The 19,786-nt window shown below is 71.9% G+C and carries 17 protein-coding genes and 1 tRNA gene; 10 read left to right on the top strand and 8 right to left on the bottom strand.

Translation table 11 applies throughout. The features are described 5' to 3' along the window. Window positions 1–230: 230 nt before the first annotated feature. The gene (locus tag ACFRMQ_RS01645) at window positions 231–2,060 is read right to left on the bottom strand and encodes a phosphatidylglycerol lysyltransferase domain-containing protein (protein WP_380725720.1); all 1,830 of its coding nucleotides are present in this window, start codon (window positions 2,058–2,060) and stop codon (window positions 231–233) included. Between the two features lie 337 nt (window positions 2,061–2,397). Here ACFRMQ_RS01645 and ACFRMQ_RS01640 point away from each other — a divergent pair, with 337 nt between their 5' ends. Further along, window positions 2,398–3,051, top strand: a complete 654-nt coding sequence (locus ACFRMQ_RS01640) for a response regulator (protein WP_380725828.1) — start codon at window positions 2,398–2,400, stop codon at window positions 3,049–3,051. After that, complete coding sequence (locus ACFRMQ_RS01635; RefSeq protein WP_380725718.1) at window positions 3,048–4,196, top strand: sensor histidine kinase; 1,149 nt, start codon at window positions 3,048–3,050, stop codon at window positions 4,194–4,196. The genes ACFRMQ_RS01640 and ACFRMQ_RS01635 overlap by 4 nt, the downstream gene beginning before the upstream one ends. A 98-nt stretch (window positions 4,197–4,294) precedes the next feature. Here ACFRMQ_RS01635 and ACFRMQ_RS01630 read toward each other — a convergent pair. Beyond that, window positions 4,295–4,378: transfer RNA gene (locus tag ACFRMQ_RS01630), tRNA-Leu, on the bottom strand. 422 nt (window positions 4,379–4,800) lie between these two features. Between ACFRMQ_RS01630 and ACFRMQ_RS01625 the strand changes: the two genes are divergently transcribed. From ACFRMQ_RS01625 to pknB, 6 genes are all read left to right on the top strand, one after another. After that, window positions 4,801–5,667, top strand: a complete 867-nt coding sequence (locus ACFRMQ_RS01625; RefSeq protein WP_380725716.1) for an FhaA domain-containing protein — start codon at window positions 4,801–4,803, stop codon at window positions 5,665–5,667. A 46-nt stretch (window positions 5,668–5,713) separates the two neighbouring features. Further along, window positions 5,714–6,259 carry an FHA domain-containing protein gene (locus tag ACFRMQ_RS01620; protein WP_380725714.1) on the top strand — a complete coding sequence of 182 codons (546 nt, stop codon included), beginning with the start codon at window positions 5,714–5,716 and terminating at the stop codon, window positions 6,257–6,259. A gap of 53 nt (window positions 6,260–6,312) precedes the next feature. Then, a complete protein-coding gene (locus ACFRMQ_RS01615; protein WP_380725712.1) occupies window positions 6,313–7,932 on the top strand; it encodes a protein phosphatase 2C domain-containing protein in 1,620 nt (539 codons plus the stop codon). A gap of 133 nt (window positions 7,933–8,065) precedes the next feature. Beyond that, window positions 8,066–9,469, top strand: a complete 1,404-nt coding sequence (locus ACFRMQ_RS01610) for an FtsW/RodA/SpoVE family cell cycle protein (RefSeq protein WP_380725826.1) — start codon at window positions 8,066–8,068, stop codon at window positions 9,467–9,469. Beyond that, window positions 9,466–10,923, top strand: coding sequence for a peptidoglycan D,D-transpeptidase FtsI family protein (locus ACFRMQ_RS01605; protein ID WP_380725710.1), 1,458 nt, complete (start codon window positions 9,466–9,468; stop codon window positions 10,921–10,923). Before ACFRMQ_RS01610 ends, ACFRMQ_RS01605 begins: the two co-directional genes overlap by 4 nt. Window positions 10,924–11,183: 260 nt before the next feature. Then, window positions 11,184–13,295 (top strand): Stk1 family PASTA domain-containing Ser/Thr kinase, encoded by a 2,112-nt coding sequence (gene pknB, locus ACFRMQ_RS01600; RefSeq protein WP_380725708.1) that lies wholly within the window; start codon window positions 11,184–11,186, stop codon window positions 13,293–13,295. A 135-nt stretch (window positions 13,296–13,430) separates the two neighbouring features. Here pknB and ACFRMQ_RS01595 read toward each other — a convergent pair whose 3' ends face one another. The 5 genes from ACFRMQ_RS01595 to ACFRMQ_RS01575 all read right to left on the bottom strand — a co-directional run bounded on the left by ACFRMQ_RS01595 (window position 13,431) and on the right by ACFRMQ_RS01575 (window position 17,144). After that, the gene (locus ACFRMQ_RS01595; RefSeq protein WP_380725706.1) at window positions 13,431–14,279 is read right to left on the bottom strand and encodes a class E sortase; all 849 of its coding nucleotides are present in this window, start codon (window positions 14,277–14,279) and stop codon (window positions 13,431–13,433) included. Window positions 14,280–14,316: 37 nt separating this feature from the next. Then, window positions 14,317–15,408 (bottom strand): class E sortase, encoded by a 1,092-nt coding sequence (locus ACFRMQ_RS01590; protein WP_380725704.1) that lies wholly within the window; start codon window positions 15,406–15,408, stop codon window positions 14,317–14,319. A gap of 5 nt (window positions 15,409–15,413) precedes the next feature. After that, window positions 15,414–16,076 (bottom strand): aminodeoxychorismate/anthranilate synthase component II, encoded by a 663-nt coding sequence (locus tag ACFRMQ_RS01585; protein WP_380725702.1) that lies wholly within the window; start codon window positions 16,074–16,076, stop codon window positions 15,414–15,416. Between the two features lie 54 nt (window positions 16,077–16,130). After that, window positions 16,131–16,310, bottom strand: a complete 180-nt coding sequence (locus ACFRMQ_RS01580) for a hypothetical protein (RefSeq protein WP_380725700.1) — start codon at window positions 16,308–16,310, stop codon at window positions 16,131–16,133. A gap of 69 nt (window positions 16,311–16,379) precedes the next feature. Beyond that, window positions 16,380–17,144, bottom strand: a complete 765-nt coding sequence (locus tag ACFRMQ_RS01575; protein WP_380725698.1) for a DUF881 domain-containing protein — start codon at window positions 17,142–17,144, stop codon at window positions 16,380–16,382. A gap of 170 nt (window positions 17,145–17,314) precedes the next feature. Here ACFRMQ_RS01575 and crgA point away from each other — a divergent pair, with 170 nt between their 5' ends. Further along, window positions 17,315–17,563, top strand: coding sequence for a cell division protein CrgA (gene crgA / locus ACFRMQ_RS01570; protein WP_380704593.1), 249 nt, complete (start codon window positions 17,315–17,317; stop codon window positions 17,561–17,563). Between the two features lie 338 nt (window positions 17,564–17,901). Here crgA and ACFRMQ_RS01565 read toward each other — a convergent pair whose 3' ends face one another. Beyond that, a complete protein-coding gene (locus ACFRMQ_RS01565; RefSeq protein ID WP_380725824.1) occupies window positions 17,902–18,819 on the bottom strand; it encodes a rhomboid family intramembrane serine protease in 918 nt (305 codons plus the stop codon). 237 nt (window positions 18,820–19,056) lie between these two features. Between ACFRMQ_RS01565 and ACFRMQ_RS01560 the strand changes: the two genes are divergently transcribed. Then, window positions 19,057–19,773, top strand: a complete 717-nt coding sequence (locus ACFRMQ_RS01560; protein WP_380725696.1) for a DUF5324 family protein — start codon at window positions 19,057–19,059, stop codon at window positions 19,771–19,773. Window positions 19,774–19,786 lie beyond the last annotated feature (13 nt).

Genomic DNA, 19,786 nt, shown 5'->3' with positions numbered 1-19,786 from the left:
GCGGCCGATCTGGCGAATGCCAGCGGCCCCTTTCGCACGCCCCCCGCGTGGGTCCTGTGAATCACAACCGTTTCTCCGAATCCCGAACTCTCGACTACTCCAACATTAGAAGCCGGTCAACAAAGCCACATCGGCACGAATGGTGATGGCGGTCATCCTCAGGGGGGAGACGATCCCCCCATCGGCCCCCCATTTCGACCGACCGGCTCCCTCCGCCCCCCGACGGAGGGCTACCCCTTCCCGTCCTGTGCCGCCACCGGAACCCGGGGCGCCACCACGGCGGCCCGGGCGTGCCGGCGGCGGAACAGGGCGGGCAGGCTCGGCGCGACGATGAAACCCTCGGCGCGCGCGCTCGCGATGCCGATCCGCGGAATCTCGCTGCTCTTCTCGAAGAGCAGGTAACGCGGCTCCCAGATCGGCCGGTACTTGGCATTGGCGCGGTACAGCGACTCGATCTGCCACCAGCGCGAGAAGAAACCCAGGGTCGAGCGCCACAGCCGCAGCACCGGGCCGGCGCCGAGGCGGGACCCGCGCTCGAAAACCGAGCGGAACATCGCGAAGTTCAACGACACCCGCTCCAGCCCGACCTCGTCGGCGCGCTGCAGCAGCTCGATGACCATGAATTCCATCAGGCCGTTCTCGGTGTCCCGGGCCCGGCGCATCAGGTCCAGCGAGAGCCCGTCCGGGCCCCACGGCACGAAGCTCAGCAGCGCCTTCAGCTCGCCGTCCCCGTCGTGGCACTCCAGCATCACGCAGCGGCCGTCGCCCGGGTCGCCGAGCCGGCCGAGCGCCATCGAGAAGCCGCGCTCGGTCGCCCCGTCGCGCCACTCGTCGGCCTTGGCCACCAGTTCGGCCATCTCCGCCTCCGAGATGGCCTCGTGCCGGCGGATCCGCACCGTGTACCCGGCCCGCTTGACCCGGTTGTAGGCCTGCCGGACCACCCGCATCGCACGGCCGTCCAGCGAGAACTCGTCCAGCTCGACGATCGCCTCGTCGCCCAGCTCCAGCGCGTCCAGCCCGTGCCGGGCGTAGATCACCCCGGCCTCCTCGGAGGCCCCCATCACGGCCGGCGCCCAGGCGTGCTCGCGGGCCTCGGACAGCCAGGCGTCGATCGCGCCCGGCCAGGCCTCCGGGTCGCCGATCGGGTCGCCGGAGGCGAGCGAGACGCCGCCGATCACCCGGTAGGTGACCGCCGCCTTGCCGCTGGGGGAGAAGACCACCGCCTTGTCCCGGCGCAGCGCGAAGTAGCCGAGCGAGTCCCGCTCGCCCTGCTTGTCCAGCAGGCCCCGCAGCTTCGCCTCGTCCTCGGCGGTGAGCAGTTCCTTGCCGCGCGGGCTACGGAAGGCCACGTACAGCACCAGCAGGAAGAGCACCGCGCCCATCGCGTTGATCGCGGCGTTCACCCAGGTCGGCGCTGCGATCACGGAACGCAGGTGCTCGGACGGGGTGATCGTGATCATCCGGCCGACCGAGTAGCGGAACAGGTCCCAGAAGCCGGCGCCGGTCAGCTCGTTGGTCATCCAGACCAGCAGCGCCCCGACCCCGCCGCCGAACGCCAGCCCGCCGACGAAGGTGGCCGCCGCGGTCTTCGGGTTGGAGCTGTCGCCCTTGGAGGTGAACTCCCTGCGCCCGACCAGCAGCGCCAGCACGAACAGGCAGGTCAGGATCGTGGAGAAGTAGTTGAGCGGGTGGGTGTCGAAGCGCTCGTTCGGCACCACCATGGCCGCCAGGTAGAGCAGTGCGAACATGCCGCCGAGCGCCGTGTTGAAGATCCACGCGGCCCGCTTGCGCCGCCGCATCGCGATCGCGAGGAACACCGAGAGCACCGCGCTGGCCAGCCCGGCGGTCATCAGGTACGGGGTGAAGTACTCACCCTCGTTGTGCTCGTAGACCTGGTCCCGGAAGGGCACCAGCAGCACCGTCGCCACGTTCAGCAGCGCGATCAGGCGCAGGTACCAGACGGAGACCGTGGCGGCCCTCGGGCCCCAGCGTTCGAGCACGCCGCCGGGCCGGGGCTCCTGGGTCGCGGCGGAAGGCTCCGACTTCACAGTGGACGACACAGCTCAATTCCAAACGATCAGATGGTGGGGCGCATCCGCAAACGGCCCGACGCCAGGCGCCCGCACGGCCCGACGGACTGACCGGCGACCTTTTCCCGGCCGACCGCCCGAGTGGAGAGGCAGCCGAAAAGGGTCAGCCAACTCCATGGTTCCTCACCGAAGCTGAGAATTGCGTGAACCGGGTAGCGGATTCCCACCCCCGCCGTTCGGCGGGGGTGAGCACCCCCCCGAGCGTTCGGCACCCCGCCCCCACTGCCCCTACGCTCAAGACGACCCACGCGGACCGCCCCGACCCGGCCGCCCGAACCGAGGAGGCACCATCACCACCACCCGCGTGCTGATCGTCGACGACGAGATCCTGGTCCGCTCCGGCCTCGGCCTGATCGTCGGCTCCGCCGGCGACCTCGAAGTGGTCGGCGACTGCTCCGGCGGACAGGCCGAGGAGTACGTCCAGCGGCTGCGTCCGCACGTGGTGCTGCTCGACATCCGGATGCCCGACCTCGACGGCATCTCCGTGCTGCGCCGCCTGCGCGCCCTGCCCGACCCGCCCGCCGTGGCGATGCTCACCACCTTCGACACCGACGACTACATCGGCACCGCGCTGCGGGCCGGCGCGTCCGGTTTCCTGCTCAAGGACACCGCCCCCGACCAGCTGGTGCACGCCGTCCGGGTGCTCGCGGCCGGCGGCAACATCCTCTCCCCGACCGTCACCCGCACCGTGATCGGCGGCTACGTGGACGGCGGCGGCCCGGACGCCGAGGCCACCTCGCTCGCCCGCACCCTCACCGGCCGCGAGCTCGACGTGCTCGCGCTGCTCGGCGAGGGCCTGTCCAACGCCGAGATCGCCGACCGGCTCTTCCTCGGCACCGGCACGGTCAAGGACCACATCAGCGCGATCCTCGGCAAGCTCGGCGCCGCCAACCGGGTCCAGGCCGCCGTGCTGGCCCACCGGGCCGGACTGGTCCGGCCCAAGCCCGGCGACGGGGCATGACGGCCGCCGACCAACTGCCGTCCGGACGGCTGCCGGCCTGGTGCACCGCCCCCTGGCTGATGCTGCTGCTGCCCGTCCTCTACTCCCTGCTGGACGCCGCCCTGGTCGTCCGGGACGCCGCGTGGTGGCAGGTGGCGCTGTCCACGCTGGCCGCCGTCGCCCTGCTCTGGCGCCGCCGCTTCCCGGTGCTGGCGCTGCTGCTCACCATGCCGGGCAGTTGGGTGGACGAGATCTGGCTGGCCCCGATCACGGCCGTCTACTCGGTGGCCGCCGAACGTCCCCACCCCCGGATCGTGATCCCCTGCGGCACCGTGTTCGCCCTGGTCGAGTTCTTCCACTGGCCGCTGCCCCAGGACGTCGTCGACCTCAGCCGGAACACCGCGCTGGACGCCATCCAGGCCGTGATGCTGGCCGCCGGACCGGCCGCCACCGGCCTGCTCGCCCGCACCCGGCGGGAGCTGGCCGCCCGCCTGGACGAGCTGACCCGCGGCCAGGAACGGGAGAGCCGGCTGCTCGCCGAACGGGTCCTGATCAGCGAGCGCGGCCGGCTCGCCCGGGAGATGCACGACGTGGTCTCGCACCAGGTCAGCCTGATCAGCATCCAGGCCGGCGCGCTCCAGGTGAGCAGCACCGACCCGGCCGCGGTGAGCGCCGCCCGCACCATCCGCGAACTGTCCGTCCGGACCCTGAACGAGTTGCGCCAGATGGTCGGGGTGCTGCGCGGCACCGGCGGCGGGCTGCCGGACGCCCCGCTCGCCCCGCAGCCCCGGCTGGCCGACCTGCCCCGGCTGATCGAGCAGAGCGGCCTGGCCGCCGACACCGAGCTGGTCCCCGGCGACCGCCCGTGGCCGGAGGCGGTCGAGCGGGCCGCCTACCGCACCGTCCAGGAGGCGCTCACCAACATCACCAAGTACGCGCCGGAGGCGGCGGTGCGCGTGCGGGTCCGGGCGAAGGGCCGCCGGCTGCGGGTCGAGGTCCGCAACGGGGCCCCGCCGGTGCACCCGGCCGAGACCCTGCCCGGCGGCGGCCACGGTCTGGTCGGCCTGCGCGAGCGCGCCCAGCTGCTGGGCGGCACCCTGACCGCCGGGCCGACCCCGGACGGCGGCTTCGAGGTCCGCGCCGACCTCCCGGCCGGCCAGGGCTGATCCGGCCCGGCCCACCGGGAACCCGGTGCCCGACCGCCCGGGGAGCCCGGGGAGAACGAGAAAGCCCCGCAGATCCGTAGATCTGCGGGGCTTCGCTGTGCGCGAGGGGGGAGTTGAACCCCCACGCCCTTTCGGGCACTGGAACCTGAATCCAGCGCGTCTGCCTATTCCGCCACCCGCGCATGGGTGTCGTCTTCATTGCCAGCCGATCTTCCGAACCGCTCGGTACCATCGGTACTTCGCGCTTCTTTGGACCGGCCTCCCTTTCGGGCGGCCCTTCCGACGTGGAAAACATTAGCACGACCTGGGGGGCTGCTCCGAATCCGTTGTCCGGCAGGCCCCACGGCATTCGAACGGACACCCGGCGAACGCCTGCGCGAATGCCGGAAGGGTGCCCCGTCGGGCACACCTGGCGTGCCGTGCCCGACATGCGTCACCCTGTGTGTCCGAGCCCACCCCCGGGCACCACACGGTCCGGGAACCGTACGGAAGGGCCCGGCGTGGATACGATCAGTACGGAAGTACCGCAAGTAGGAGGCGCGACCGGGTCCCCGACGGGCCGCGACCGGCAGGCAGGCGAACGAACCCTGGAAGGGGGTGCCCCATGGGAGTGCTGAAGAAGTTCGAGCAGCGACTCGAGGGTCTCGTCAACGGCACCTTCGCGAAGGTGTTCAAGTCCGAGGTCCAGCCCGTGGAGATCGCCGGAGCGCTGCAGCGCGAGTGCGACAACAACGCGAGCATCTGGAACCGCGACCGCACCGTCGTGCCGAACGACTTCATCGTCGAACTGAGCCCGCACGACCACGAGCGGCTCAGCCCCTACTCCGGGCAGCTCGGCACCGAGCTGGCCGGCATGGTCCGCGAGTACGCGGAGGCCCAGCGGTACACCTTCATGGGCCCGCTCCAGGTGAACCTGGAGAAGGCCGACGACCTGGACACCGGCCTGTACCGGGTGCGCAGCCGCACCCTCGCCGCCGAGGAGCCCCAGCAGCAGCAGTACCCGCCGCAGCAGCCCGGCTACGACCGTCCGCCGGCCGCTCCGGCCCCCGGCGCACCGTGGCAGCAGCCCGGCGCCGGCCAGTACAACGCGCCCCCGCCGCCGGCCGCGCCCCCCGCGATGCCCCCGGGCCCGCCCGCGCCCGCCGGCGGGAACGTCCGGGCCTTCCCCGGCTCCGGCCACGGCGGCACCGCGATGCGCCGCTGGGTCGAGGTGAACGGCACCCGGTACCAGATCTCCGGTTCGGCCTGCGTGCTCGGCCGGTCCACCGAGGCGGACGTGCGGATCGACGACCCCGGGGTCTCCCGCAAGCACGCCGAGATCCGGCCCGGCACTCCTTCGATGGTGCTGGACCTGGGCTCCACCAACGGGATCGTGGTGGACGGACAGCACACCCAGCGCGCTACGCTCCGCGACGGCTCGCGAATCGTCGTGGGCTCCACCACCATCGTCTACCGGCAGGTCGAAGGGTAGTGTCCGAATTGTTCGCGCGCCTCGCTCACCGACTGGCGGGACGGTCATGTCAGAACTGACCCTCACGGTCATGCGTCTGGGCTTCCTGGCCGTGCTGTGGCTGTTCGTCATCGTCGCGATCCAGGTGATCCGCAGCGACCTGTTCGGCACCAAGGTGAACCCGCGGTCCTCCCGCCGCGGCACCGGCGTCGCGACGGGCGGCGGCGCGGCCACCACGACCGCCGCCCGCGCCGCGGCACCCGCCCCGGCACCGCCCGCGGCGGGCCAGACCCAGGGCGGCGGCGGCCGCCGCCGCGGCGGTCCGACCCAGCTCGTCGTGGTCCAGGGCTCGCTGGCCGGCACCACGGTGGCGCTCCAGGGCCAGACCATCACGCTCGGCCGCGCGCACGACTCCACCATCGTGCTGGACGACGACTACGCGTCCTCCCGGCATGCCAGGATCTATCCGGATCAGACTGGGCAGTGGACGGTCGAGGATCTAGGCTCCACCAACGGCACCTATCTGGACCGGCAGCGCCTGACCGCGCCCACTCCGCTCCAGCCGGGCATGCCGATCCGTATCGGCAGGACCGTCATCGAACTGCGGAAGTAGTAGCGCATGAGGGACAGCATCCCGTCCATGACCCAGAGGGGGGCACAGGTCGCATGACCCTGGTGCTGCGCTTCGCCGCCGGCTCCCACAAGGGACTGATCCGGGAGGGGAACGAGGACTCCGGCTACGCCGGGCCGCGGCTGCTGGCCGTGGCCGACGGCATGGGCGGCGCCGCGGCCGGCGAGGTCGCTTCCTCCGAGGTGCTCGGCTCGATCGTCCGGCTCGACGAGGACGTGCCGGGCGCCGACCTGCTGACCCTGCTGGGCGACGCCGTCCAGGGCGCCAACGACCGGCTCCGGCAGATGGTCGAGGAGGACCCGCAGCTGGAGGGCATGGGCTGCACCCTGACGGCCATGCTGTGGACGGGCCAGCGGATGGGCATGGTGCACGTCGGCGACTCCCGCGCCTACCTGCTGCGCGACGGTTCGCTGGCGCAGATCACCCAGGACCACACCTGGGTGCAGCGCCTGGTCGACGAGGGCCGGATCACGCCCGAGGAGGCCGAGACCCACCCGCAGCGCTCGCTGCTGATGCGGGCGCTGGACGGCCGCGGCCAGGTCGAGCCCGACCTGTCGATCCGCGAGGTCCGGGCCGGCGACCGCTACCTGATCTGCTCCGACGGCCTCTCCGGTCCGGTCAGCCACCAGACCCTCCAGGACACCCTGGGCAGCTACTACTCGCCCGAGCAGACCGTGCAGGAGCTGATCCAGCTCGCACTGCGCGGCGGCGGCCCGGACAACATCACCTGCATCGTGGCGGACGTCATCGACGTCGGCGCCACGGACACCATGAGCGGCCAGTTCAACGACGTCCCGGTGGTGGTCGGCGCGGTCGCCGACGCCCCGCCGTCCTCGGCCGCCGCCGACCGCTCGATCGCGGACACCCCGGCCGGCCGCGCCGCCGGCCTCGGCCGCGGCCCCCAAGGAGCCTTCGGCCCCGCCGAGGGCTACGAGGAGGGCTTCGGCACCGCACCGGACGGCTTCGGCCCCGCCGAGGGCTACGAGGGCGGGTACGGCTACGGCTCCGGCGAGCCCTCGGTGTACGGCACCGAGGACTTCGACGAGGAGCAGCCCCCGAAGCGCAAGCGCAAGGGCCTGACGATCTCGGTGGCCGCCCTGGTCGCGCTCGGCCTGCTCGGTGGCGCCGGCTGGTTCGGCTACCAGTGGACCCAGGACCAGTACTACGTCGGCACCCAGAACGACCACGTCGCGATCTACCAGGGCATCAACCAGAACCTGGCCGGGCTGAGCCTGTCCTCGGTGCACTCCGCGTACAGCCAGATCCAGCTGAAGTGGCTGCCCGAGGACCAGCAGGCGCACGTGAAGCGGACCATCTCGGTCGGCAGCCTCAACGACGCCCAGTCGACGGTCAACGAGCTCGACAACTGGGTCCAGCTCTGCCGCCGGGCCGCCAAGCCCGCCGCCCAGGCCACTCCGGCCCCCGGCCAGGCCGCCCCGGCCGCATACCTGGCGACCACGCCGACCCCGACCGAGAAGAAGGTCCTCCCGGGCGCCACGGCACCGAGCACCGCGCCCGCGACCACGCCGGCGCCGACCGCTCCGGCGACGCCGGTCCCGGCACCGAGCGCCACCCCGCCGGCCGCCGGCGCCCAGGGCGACGCCCCGTTGACCGACGACGAGCTCAGCCGGGCCAACGCCTGCCCGAAGCAGTGACGTCCGTGATCCGACCCAGGACCGCCCCGAGCGGGCGTGCCGGCCGTCAGGGAGCGGTCACCACGTGAGCAGCTACGACCTGAGCGAACAGCCCACCCGGGCCGGCCGCCGCCGGGCGGCGGCGGAGCGTGCCATCCCCCGACGGCGGGGCAACACCACCATCTCCCCGCAGGAGGCGCCCAACCGGCGCAACACCGAACTGGCCCTGCTGGTCTTCGCGGTGCTGCTGCCGGTCCTCGCGTACGCCAACGTCGGCCTCGCGATGGACGGCAAGCTTCCCGCCGGCATGCTCGGTTACGGGCTCGGCATGGGCGCCCTGGCGCTGGTCGCGCACCTGCTGGTGCGCCGCTTCGCGCCGTACGCGGACCCGCTGATGCTGCCGATCGCCACCCTGCTGAACGGGCTCGGGGTGGTGATGATCTGGCGGCTGGACAAGGCGGGCAAGCTGCTCCGGGGCAACTACCCGGCGGCCGAGAACCAGCTGATGTGGTCGGCCCTCGGGATCGCCGGCTTCATCGGGGTGATGGTCCTGCTGAAGGACCACCGGGTGCTCCAGCGCTACACCTACATCTCGATGGTGGTCGCCCTGGTGCTGCTCGCCGCGCCGGCCTTCTTCCCGTCCCGGGCGGAGGACTTCGGCGCGAAGATCTGGATCCGGATGGGCAGCTTCTCCATCCAGCCCGGCGAGTTCGCCAAGATCGTCCTGACCGTGTTCTTCGCCGGGTACCTGATGGTCAAGCGGGACGCCCTGGCGCTGGCCAGCCGCCGGTTCATGGGCCTGTACCTGCCGCGCGGCCGCGACCTCGGCCCGATCATCGTGATCTGGCTGCTCAGCCTGCTGATCCTGATCTTCGAGAACGACCTGGGCACGTCCTTCCTGTTCTTCGGGCTGTTCGTGGTGATGCTCTACGTCGCCACCGAGCGGACCAGCTGGATCCTGTTCGGCCTGCTGATGTCGGTCGGCGGCGCGGTCGCGGTCGCCTCGACCGCCAGCCACGTGAAGGTCCGCATCGACGCCTGGCTCGACCCGATGGCCGCCTTCGGCCCGAACCCGCCGAAGGGCGCCACCGAGCAGATCGGCCAGTCGCTGATGGCGCTCGGCTCCGGCGGGGTCACCGGCTCGGGCCTGGGCCAGGGGCGTTCCTGGCTGATCGCCTTCGCCGCCAAGAGCGACTTCATCCTGGGATCCTTCGGCGAGGAACTCGGGCTGACCGGCCTGATGGCGATCTTCCTGCTGTACGCGCTGCTGGTGCAGCGCGGTCTGCGCACCGCGCTCGCCGCCCGCGACCCGTTCGGCAAGCTGTTCGCCGTCGGCCTCTCCTCGGCGATGGCGATCCAGGTCTTCGTCGTCGCCGGCGGTGTCACCGGGCTGATCCCGCTCACCGGTATGACCATGCCGTTCCTCGCGCAGGGCGGTTCGTCCGTGGTCGCCAACTGGGCGCTGGTCGCGATCCTGCTGAAGATCAGCGACAGCGCCCGCCGACCCGGGGTCGAACCGGCCCCGGCGCCCGAGGGCCAGGGAGGACCCGTCCGATGAACAAGCCGATCCGCCGGGTCTCGATCTTCTGCCTCGTGCTGATCCTGGCCCTGATGGTGCGCACCAACTGGGTGCAGGGCGTCCAGGCCGAGTCCTGGGCCACCAACAAGAACAACAAGCGCCAGCTGTACGACCGGTACGCCCACCCGCGCGGCAACATCATCGTCAGCGGCCAGCCGGTCACCAGGTCCGACTTCGTCGACGGCCTGCGCTACAAGTACAAGCGCTCCTGGGTCGACGGCCCGATGTACGCCCCGGTGACCGGCTACTCCTCCCAGGCCTACGGCTCCAGCCAGCTGGAGAACCTGGAGGACGGCATCCTCTCCGGCACCGACGACCGGCTGTTCTTCCGCAACACCCTGGACATGCTGACCGGCGAGCAGAAGCGCGGCGGCGACGTCGTCACCACCATCAACGCCAAGGTCCAGAAGGCCGCCTTCGACGCGATGGGCAACAAGAAGGGCGCGGTGGTCGCGGTCGACCCGAAGACCGGCGCGATCCTCGGGCTGGTCTCCACCCCGTCCTACGACCCCGGGACCTTCGCCGGCGGCGAGAAGGCCGACCAGGACGCCTGGAAGGCCCTCGACGCGGACCCGAACAAGCCGACGCTCAACCGGGCGCTGAAGGAGACCTATCCGCCCGGCTCGACCTTCAAGCTGGTCACCGCGACCGCGGCGTTCGAGAACGGCCGCTACCAGGGCATCGACGACCCCACCGACACGCCCGAGCCGTACATCCTGCCCGGCACGAACACCCAGCTGAAGAACGAGAGCCCGAACGAGCGCTGCGAGAACGCCACCGTCAAGTCCGGGATGGACCAGTCCTGCAACACGGTCTTCGCCAAGATGGGCGCCGACCTGGGCAAGGAGCGGATGCGGGCGCAGGCCGAGAAGTTCGGCTTCAACAGCACGATCGACACCCCGGTCCGCTCCGAGAAGAGCGTCTTCCCGGACAGCGCGAGCCTGGACGGCACCGCCCAGGACTCGATCGGCCAGCACGACACCCGCGCCACCCCGCTCCAGATGGCCATGGTCTCCGCCGCGATCGCCAACAACGGCAGCCTGATGCAGCCGTACCTGGTGGCCGAGGAGCGCTCGGCCACGCTGACCACCGTCTCCAAGCACACCGAGAAGCAGTTCTCCCAGGCGATGAGCGCGGACACCGCGAAGAAGATGCAGGACCTGATGGTCTCGGTGGTCGAGAACGGGACCGGCACCAACGCCAAGATCCCCGGCCTCCAGGTCGGCGGCAAGACCGGCACCGCGCAGCACGGCGAGGACAACGCCGGGCTGCCGTTCGCCTGGTTCACGTCCTGGGCCAAGACCCCGGACGGCCAGTCGGTCGCGGTCGCGGTGGTGGTCGAGGACGGCTCCCAGAACCGGGACGGGATCAGCGGCGGCCGGCTCGCGGCGCCGATCGCCAAGGCGGTGATGCAGGCCGCACTCGGCAAGTAGGAGCGCCGGTCCGGGGTGAGGGGAATGTCACGATGGCCAGTCCCGTCCGGATACCGGTCTGATATCGGCCGACGGCTGACTCAGGCCCGGTGCGGCACGACCGGTAGCGTATCCGCCAGCAGCGGGTGTGCCCGTTGCCGCCCGCGAGGCACCGAACGGCCCGGCCGGAGAACGGTCGCGGACCGCGCGGAGTCACCCAGGAGCGTGCGGGGACACCTACGTCACAACCTCACCGGCGGGTGAGGGAGAGGGTCGGAAGTATGGAAGAGCCTCGTCGCCTCGGCGGCAGGTACGAGCTCGGCGGCGTCCTCGGACGCGGCGGCATGGCCGAGGTGTACCTCGGCCATGACACCCGGCTCGGCCGCTCCGTCGCAGTGAAGACGCTCCGGGCCGACATGGCCCGGGATCCGTCGTTCCAGGCCCGCTTCCGCCGTGAGGCGCAGTCCGCGGCGTCCCTGAACCACCCCGCGATCGTCGCCGTGTACGACACGGGCGAGGACTACATCGACGGCATCTCCATCCCGTACATCGTGATGGAGTACGTCGAGGGGTCCACGCTGCGCGAGCTGCTGCACTCCGGCCGACGGCTGCTGCCCGAGCGGGCGCTGGAGATGACCATCGGCATCCTCCAGGCCCTGGAGTACTCGCACCGGGCCGGCATCGTGCACCGCGACATCAAGCCGGCCAACGTGATGCTGACCCGGCAGGGCAACGTCAAGGTGATGGACTTCGGCATCGCCCGTGCGATGGGTGACGCCGGGATGACCATGACGCAGACCTCGGCCGTCATCGGCACCGCCCAGTACCTCTCCCCCGAGCAGGCCAAGGGCGAGCAGGTCGACGCCCGTTCCGACCTCTACTCCACCGGCTGCCTGCTCTACGAGCTGCTGACCGTCCGCCCGCCGTTCGTCGGCGACTCACCGGTCGCGGTGGCCTACCAGCACGTCCGGGAGGAGCCGCAGCCGCCGTCCGTCTTCGACCCCGAGGTGCGCCCCGAGGTCGACGCGATCGTGCTGAAGGCGCTCGCCAAGGACCGCGACTACCGCTACCAGACCGCCGACGAGATGCGCGACGACATCGAGCGCTTCCTCGACGGCCTGCCGGTGGCCGCCGCCCAGCAGGCCGCGTACGGCATGGGAGCGGCCGGCTACGGCTACGACCAGAACGGCTACCCGCAGCAGCACGACCCGTACGGCCAGACCAACGTGCTGCCGCAGCAGCCCGGCGGCGGCCCGACCGCCCTCCTGCCGCAGGCCTCCGGACAGCCCGGCTACCCGCAGCAGGGCGGCTACCAGGACGACGGCTACGGGCAGACCTACGCCGGCGCCGCGGGCGGCGGCAACGACGACGGCTACGGCCGCGGCGGCCGGCGGGGCGAGGACCAGCCGAAGAAGAGCAACACCTCCTGGATCGTGCTGGCGGTGGCCGCCGTGCTGGTCCTGGTCGGCACCTTCTTCGTCGCCCAGGCGATGTTCGCCGACAAGGCGAAGCCGGACCCGCCGAAGGTCACCGCGCCGAACCTGGTCGGCAAGACCCTGGCCGAGGCCAAGACGGCCGCCACCGGGGCCGGTCCCAAGCTGGTGGTGACCGAGGGCGAGAAGGTCGCCTGCCCGGACACCAACATCAAGAAGGACCAGGTCTGCACCCAGAACCCGGCGTCGGGCACCCAGGTCGCCGAGACCGCGACCATCACGGTGCAGATCTCCTCGGGCCCGGCCAAGGCGCCGGTCCCCAGCGTGGTCGGCAAGCCCAAGGACCAGGCCACCAAGGCCCTCAACGACCTCGGCTTCGCCAACGTCACCACCGAGTACAAGGACGACGACACCGCGGCGCAGGACACCGTCACCGCCCAGGACCCGGCGGCCAACGCGTCCGTCGACCCGAACACCCCGATCAAGCTGACGGTGTCGCAGGGCAAGGCCAAGGTCAACGTGCCGAACGTGGTCGGCGCCCAGAAGGAGGACGCGCAGAACACCCTCCAGGGCCTCGGCTTCCAGGTGGACGCGTCGAAGACCGCGACGACCAACGACCCGACCAAGGTCAACACCGTCGCCTCGCAGTCGGTCCAGGCCAACACCAAGGCCCCGGCCAACACCAAGATCTCGCTGACGATCTTCAAGGCGCAGGAGAAGGTCCAGGTCCCGCCGCTGGCCAACGTCAAGCTCGGCGACGCCGCGAACCAACTGAAGGCGCTCGGCCTGACCTACTCCGTGGTCAACGGCCAGCCGGACCCGAACGCGACGGTGCAGCAGAGCAACCCGCCGGCCGGCACCGCGGTCGACCCGAACACCCAGATCCAGCTGTGGATCAAGGCGGCCGAGCCGCCCAAAGGGGGCGACCCCACCACCACACCCCCCAAAGGGGACCACTAGGCCTCCCATATTCCCCTGGTTCGACTGAACCGGGGACGGGAGGCCGGGTAACCCCCCAGCACCCCGGAGGGCCCGCCGCGAAGCTCGCGGCGGGCCCTCGGGCGTTCGTCCGGCCGTTCGTCCGGCCGTTCCGGCTCAGCCGCGCAGCTCCGGCGGCGGGGTGCGGTTGGCGTCCATGTCGTCCACCCGCACCAGGCTGCCCCAGACGGCCATCCGGTAGCGCGAGGTGTACACCGGCGTGCAGGTGGTCAGGGTGATGTAGCGGCCGGGGCCGGCGTAGCCGGAGCGGGCCGGGACGGGCGCCACGATGCCGGTGTCGTACTTGGAGGTCTCCGCCAGGGTGTTGTCGACCCGGTAGACGTACCACTTGTCCTTGGTCTCGACCACGATCGCGGCGCCCTTGTGGACGGCGTCCAGGTCGTGGAACTTGGCGCCGTGGCCGTCCCGGTGGGCGGCCAGCGAGAAGTTGCCCTGCTCGTCCCAGGGCATCGCGGCCTTGTACGGCTGCTCGTAGACGCCCGCCACGCCCTCGTCCAGGACGTCGGTGGAGGTGCCCATCCGGATCAGCACCTGGAAGTTCCGGCCCATCGCCGGGACGTGCAGGAAGCCGACGTCGTCCCCGGCCGCGAACTGCCTCGGCCCGGCCGCGGCGCCGTTGGAGCCGGGCGGACCGGCGGACGGGTCCGCGCCGGGAGCGGGGGCGGGCGCGCCACCGGGCGCGGCCGACGGGCCGGCGGTCGGGCCCGCGGCCCAGCTCCCGCGCAGCCGGTCGGCGGCCTCGGAGGCCGCGCGGTCCGCCTGCACGTTGGTCCACCACAGCGAGTAGGCCACGAACAGGCCGAGCACCAGGCCCATCGTGATCAGCAGCTCGCCGAACACCCCGAGCGCCACCAGCGCCCGGCTCCGCCCCCGTCCGCCCCCCGGTGGGGGCGTCGGGAAGGCTTCCTCCACCGGTTCGGCCGATTGCTCGGTGTCGTCCTGCATCTGCGGTGCTCCCCCTCCGGGCCGGGCGGCAGGGCGGCTACCCGCCCGTGATCGCGGCCGGTTTGCCTTGGGCGCGCGGCCGTTCCTCGATCATCTTGCCAAAAACGATGAGACGGAACTTGGAGGTGAACTCCGGGGTGCAGGTCGTCAACGTGATGTAGCGGCCAGGACCGGTGTACCCGGCGCCGTTCGGCACCGGCTTGATCACGCTCACGTTGTTGGGGGAGGTCTCCGGGATGCCCCCGGTGACCTCGTAGGTGTAGTAGCCCGCCGCGGTCTCCACCACGATCTTGTCGCCCTTGCCGAGCTCGTTGATGTACCGGAACGGCTCGCCGTGGGTGTTGCGGTGGGCGGCCAGCGCGAAGTTGCCCGCCTTGTCGGCCGGCATCCCGGTGCCGGCGTAGTGGCCGACCAGGCCCTTGTCGAGCACGGCCGACTTGGAGGTGCCCTCGGCGATCGGGAACTTCAGCCCCAGCTTGGGCAGGTGGACGATGGCGAAGCCCTTGCCGGGCTCGAAGACCTCGGGCTTGTTCGGGTCCGGGGCCGGCTGCCCGGGCTGCGCGGGCGGCGGGGCCGCGTCGAACTGCTGCTCCAGCCGGTTGCGCGCCCCGTCGGCGGCCGCGTCGGCCTGCACGTTGGTCCACCAGAGCTGGTAGGCGACGAAGAACAGCATCACCAGGCCGAGCGTGATGCACAGTTCGCCGACGCCCCGGGCGGCCACCACCAGCGGGGACTCCTTGGGCCGCACCCGCCCGGCCGCGTGGCCCTTCGCCCGGCGCCGTCCGTTGCCGGAGCGCAGCGAGGTGCGGCCCTGGGCGGCGCGGCGGCGCTCGGCCCGGCCGCCGGTGGGCGGGGCGGCTTCGTCGGCCGACGCGCCGGCGCCGAGGTCGGCGGGCAACCGCAGCTGGAGGGTCTGGTCGGGCAGCCAGGGGTACTCGGGCCCGTCCACGATGGGCTCCTGGGCCTGCTCGTACACGCCCCAGGCGTCCTCGGGCACGGTCTGCGCCGGGTACCCCGGCTGGTACGGCGCCCCGCCGGCGCCGTCGTCCCGGTGCCCGCCGTACTGCTGCACGGTGCCGTACGGATCCGCCTCCGGCTGGAAGCGCCCGTCCGGACGCAGCGCGGTCACGCCGGTCAGCCCCGGCCGATCACCGGGGCGAGCCCGGCCGACCGGTCGACCGCCTGCGGGAAGCCGCACTCCGCCAGCCAGTTGGCGAGCATCCGGTGCCCACCCTCGGTGAGCACCGACTCGGGGTGGAACTGCACGCCCTCGACCAGCAGTTCACGGTGCCTCAGGCCCATGATCACGCCGCTCTCGGTGCGCGCGGTGACCACCAACTCGGCCGGGACGGTGGCCGGTTCGACCGCGAGCGAGTGGTAGCGGGTCGCGGTCAGCGGCGAGGGCAGGCCGGCGAACACCCCGCCGTCCTCGTGCTCGACCGGAGAGGTCTTGCCGTGCAGCAGCTCCGGCGCCCGGCCGACCACCGCGCCGTACGCGGCCGCGATCGACTGGAGGCCCAGGCAGACGCCGAACACCGGCAGCCCGATCCGCGCGCAGTGGTGCACCATCTCGATGCAGACCCCGGCCTCCTCCGGGCCGCCGGGCCCGGGGGAGAGCAGCACCCCGTCGAAGCCCTCCGTGCCGTCACGGCGGACGGCGTGGTCGACCGTCACCTCGTCGTTGCGCACCACCTCGCAGGTGGCGCCGAGCTGGTACAGGTACTGGACCAGGTTGAAGACGAAGCTGTCGTAGTTGTCCACCACCAGGATGCGGGGCGGGGTCGGCGGGGTCGTCATGCGCGCGTGGTCTCCGTGGGGTGCGGTGCTGGAAGGGGTGCCGGGGCCGGCGGCTCAGCCGGTCGTGGCGCCGTCGCCGCCGTCCACCGTGACGTCGCCGAAGGGGAGCAGTGGTTCCGCCCACGGGAAGACGTAGGTGAAGAGGACGTAGACGATCCCCAGCACGAGGAGCAGCGAGATGACGGCCCGGACCAGGGTGTTACCCGGGAGGTGACGCCAGATCCAGCCGTACATGGTGCTCCCTCGACGTAGCGGACTGGGGTCAAGAGTAGACCCGCCGCCCGCGGCCGCGGGGCAGGTCCGCTACTGCCGGCCGTCCGCGGAACGCAGCTCGGTGGTGCCGGAGTACCCGGGCAGGGCCAGCTCGCCGCTCTCCTGGACCTTCCAGCCCAGCCCGTAGGCCTGGACGTACTGGAGGTAGTTGCGGATCGTCGGGTCCGCCTCGACGGCCGAGCGCAGCGCGTCGGTCCTCCCCACGGCCTTGACCACGTACGGCGGGGAGTAGACCCGGCCCTGGAGCAGCAGGGTGTTGCCGACGCAGCGGACGGCGCTGGTGGAGATCAGCCGCTGGTCCATCACCTGGACGCCCTCGGCGCCGCCCCGCCACAGCGCGTTGACCACGGCCTGGATGTCCTGCTGGTGGATGACCAGGTCGTTGACGCCGGGCTCGGGCACCCCGGGGATGCGGGCGGTGGCGTTCGGCGGGGCGTCGTTGAGGGTGACGGTCAGCCCGCCGCCCTGGAGCGGCTCCAAGGCGGCCCCGGAGCGCAGCCCGCCCAGCTGGGCGGCGTCGGCGGGGTCGTGGCCCTGCTGCTCGGTGAGCTCCTGGGCACGGGCCTGGAGGTCGGCGAGCTGGGACTGCGCCTGCTGGTTCTGCGCGCTGCGCTGGCGGACCACGTCGCCGAGGCTGAGCAGCGAGTTGTCGGTCCGCAGGTCGGTGCCGCGGGCGGTCTGCGCGCTGATGTAGAAGAGCAGACCGGCGAGCGCGAAGACGGCGCAGGTCAGGGCACGTCCGACAATTCGGGTGCCGGAGCGGCGGGTACCGGCCGACTCAGGGGGAATCGACAAATTAGTCACCGTACCCTTATCTCCTGAAGACCCGCCGAGCCACTACGCTAACGGACGCCGGTGGCATGCGGCGGAGTGGTCCCCAGGGCGTTCTCCCCGCAGTCGGCGCCGGCAGACTCGCCCGCTGCACGTCCGCGCGGTCTCACAGCGCATCGACAGGAGAGCTCCTCGTGCCGAAGTCCCGACTCCGCAAGAAGTCCGACTACACCCCGCCGACGACGGCCACGGTGAAGATCAGTTCGGGCCGTAGTTGGGTCGCGCCGCTGATGCTGGCGATGTTCCTGATCGGGCTGGTGTGGATCGTCACCTACTACGTGACCAGCGGCAGCTACCCGGTCGAGAGCTGGCGGAACTGGAACATCCTGGTCGGCTTCGGCTTCATCGCCGCCGGCTTCGGCGTCTCCACCCAGTGGAAGTGACGGCCCGCCCGTCCTGAGGCTCGGCTTCGAGCCGTCCCCCGCCGCTTCGGATCGTCGGCCCCGGAGCGGCGGTCAGGCATGTCCGGAGCCGGACGGAGAGCCGTTCCGGTCATCCCCATCATCGGGCTGTCCCGCTTATCCACATGGTTATCCACACTGGGGAAAAGTCCCCCCAGCCTGTGGATAACTTTTCCGCCCGCGACTTTCCACAGCTGTGCACAACCGCCCGGAAACGGGAGAACCGCACAGCAGGACACGCGTAGAACAACAGTCCACCACCGGATGGCCGCACAGCCCGTGCACAGCCCCGCACCCGCTGTGGACAAACGTCCGAGGGATCAGGCCCCGTAGAGGGCCATCCCGGCGAGCAGCATCCCCGCCTCGACGGCCACCGCACCCGCCACCGCCAGCGCCTGGACCAGGCCTCGGCGCTCACGCGGGGCGTACATCAGGCCGGCCGCCGTCAGCGAGCCGAGCAGCAGTCCGCCGAGGTGCGCCCGCCAGTCGATGCCGGGCCGGGAGAAGGTGACGATCAGGTTGAAGACCAGGAACGCCATCGCCGGGCCGAGCGGGCCCCGGTTCCGCAGCTGCATCACGATCGTGGCGCCGATCAGCCCGAAGATCGCCCCGGAGGCGCCCACCGAGTTCATCCAGTCGCCGGCCACCACGAAGGCGAAGGCGCTGCCGCCCAGGCCGGAGACCAGGTAGAGGGCCAGGAAGCGCAGCCTGCCGAGCGCCTGCTCCAGCGACGGGCCGAGCCAGTACAGCACCAGCATGTTCATCCCGACGTGCCACCACTCCAGGTGCAGGAAGGTGGCGGTCAGCAGCCGGTACCACTGGTGCGGGCCGTCGGCGATGCCCGCCGGGCCGCCGAGGATGTCCCGTCCGGCGCTGAACAGCGACCAGGTCTGGCCCAGCCGCGGGGTCAGCACGTAGGCCGCCAGCACCCAGACCAGGATGTTGATCCCGATCAGCAGCCGGGTGACCAGCCCGCCGTCGGCGGACAGCGCGCCACCGAACCGGGTGGTCGCCTGCCGCGACCCGGCGTGACCGGCGCCGACGCACTCCGGGCACTGGAAGCCCACCGAGGCGGCCACCATGCATTGCGGGCAGATCGGCCGCTCACAGCGGGTGCAGGAGATCCCGGTGGGGGTCTGCGGGTGCCGGTGGCAGCCGGGCGGTCCGGCCTCCGGGGACCGATCGGCCGCCGGCCTCGGCTCGTCCGGGAGCATCAGCGGGGTCCCCTTCCCGTACACGGCCTCCAAAGCCGCCAGCCTACTGCCGCACCGCCCTTCCCGGCCCCGTTCCCCCCGAGGCCGCCCCGCAGGGGCCGTGCCCGGCCCGGCCCGCCCTCCCCGGGTTTCCCCTCTCCCCTGCCGCCCCGCGGGGGCCCACGCCCGGCCCAACCCGACATGCCCCTGGACAAATCAGGATGCATGATCAGCATTCAGGTGGATATGTGCATAAAGGACGCCACCCAGGAGGAGAGACTCGTGAGCTTTTCGGATTCGGCCCGAGAGACGGCCACCAGGACCCGGGACACCGCCGCACAGTTCGCGGACGGCGCCAAGCAGCGCCTCGGCCCGGCCTTGGACGCCTTCGGCCCGAAGGCCTCCCAGGCCGCCCACAACCTCCGCATCCAGTACGACAAGCATCTGGCCCCCCAGTTCGGCCAGGCCTTCGCCAATCTGTCGCCCGAGGCCCAGCAGAACACCCTGAAGGCCCTCCACCGGGCCCAGGAGGCCGCCCTGGCGGCCCGTCTGTCCGCCACCCGGGCCGCCGACCAGGCGCGCTCCAGCGTCGGCCCCAGGGTCGCCCAGGCGGTCGATCAGGCCCGCACCACCGTCGGCCCGATGGCCCAGGAGGCCCAGGCCCGCGGCGCCGCCGCGCTGACCGCCCTCCAGGGCAACGTCAGCTCGGCCGAGATCAGCGAGCTCGCCGCCCGGAACGCCAGGAAGGAGCGCTGCGACCGCCTGGCCACCGGTCTCGCCGTGGCCGGCCTGCTGGCGATCGGCAGCGGCGTCGTGATCTGGCAGTGGTGGCGGCGGCACAGCAACCCGGAGTGGCTGGTCGAGCCCCCGGCCCCGGAGGAGCCCCGTCCGGCCGGCGCCCACGCCGCCTCCATCCCGCTGAACGGCTCCGGAGCCGCCGAGGCCCCGGTCACCGAGAACGGCGGCCCGGCCGCCGAGAACGGCCCCGAGTCGTCCTGACCGGGCGGAAATC

Source organism: Kitasatospora sp. NPDC056783, from assembly GCF_042789895.1.
Lineage (GTDB): Bacteria > Actinomycetota > Actinomycetes > Streptomycetales > Streptomycetaceae > Kitasatospora.
Note: the sequence above shows the minus strand (reverse complement) of the source record. Positions and strands in the feature narration are given on the sequence as shown.

What these genes read in the sequence shown, in the direction of transcription:
- ACFRMQ_RS01625 (WP_380725716.1), top strand. Translation starts at nt 4,801, where the DNA reads ATGGGAGTGCTGAAGAAGTTCGAGCAGCGACTCGAGGGTCTCGTCAAC.
- ACFRMQ_RS01580 (WP_380725700.1), bottom strand. Translation starts at nt 16,310, where the DNA reads ATGTACGGCTGGATCTGGCGTCACCTCCCGGGTAACACCCTGGTCCGG.
- ACFRMQ_RS01585 (WP_380725702.1), bottom strand. Translation starts at nt 16,076, where the DNA reads ATGACGACCCCGCCGACCCCGCCCCGCATCCTGGTGGTGGACAACTAC.
- ACFRMQ_RS01620 (WP_380725714.1), top strand. Translation starts at nt 5,714, where the DNA reads ATGTCAGAACTGACCCTCACGGTCATGCGTCTGGGCTTCCTGGCCGTG.
- pknB (WP_380725708.1), top strand. Translation starts at nt 11,184, where the DNA reads ATGGAAGAGCCTCGTCGCCTCGGCGGCAGGTACGAGCTCGGCGGCGTC.
- ACFRMQ_RS01605 (WP_380725710.1), top strand. Translation starts at nt 9,466, where the DNA reads ATGAACAAGCCGATCCGCCGGGTCTCGATCTTCTGCCTCGTGCTGATC.
- ACFRMQ_RS01595 (WP_380725706.1), bottom strand. Translation starts at nt 14,279, where the DNA reads ATGCAGGACGACACCGAGCAATCGGCCGAACCGGTGGAGGAAGCCTTC.
- ACFRMQ_RS01615 (WP_380725712.1), top strand. Translation starts at nt 6,313, where the DNA reads ATGACCCTGGTGCTGCGCTTCGCCGCCGGCTCCCACAAGGGACTGATC.
- ACFRMQ_RS01635 (WP_380725718.1), top strand. Translation starts at nt 3,048, where the DNA reads ATGACGGCCGCCGACCAACTGCCGTCCGGACGGCTGCCGGCCTGGTGC.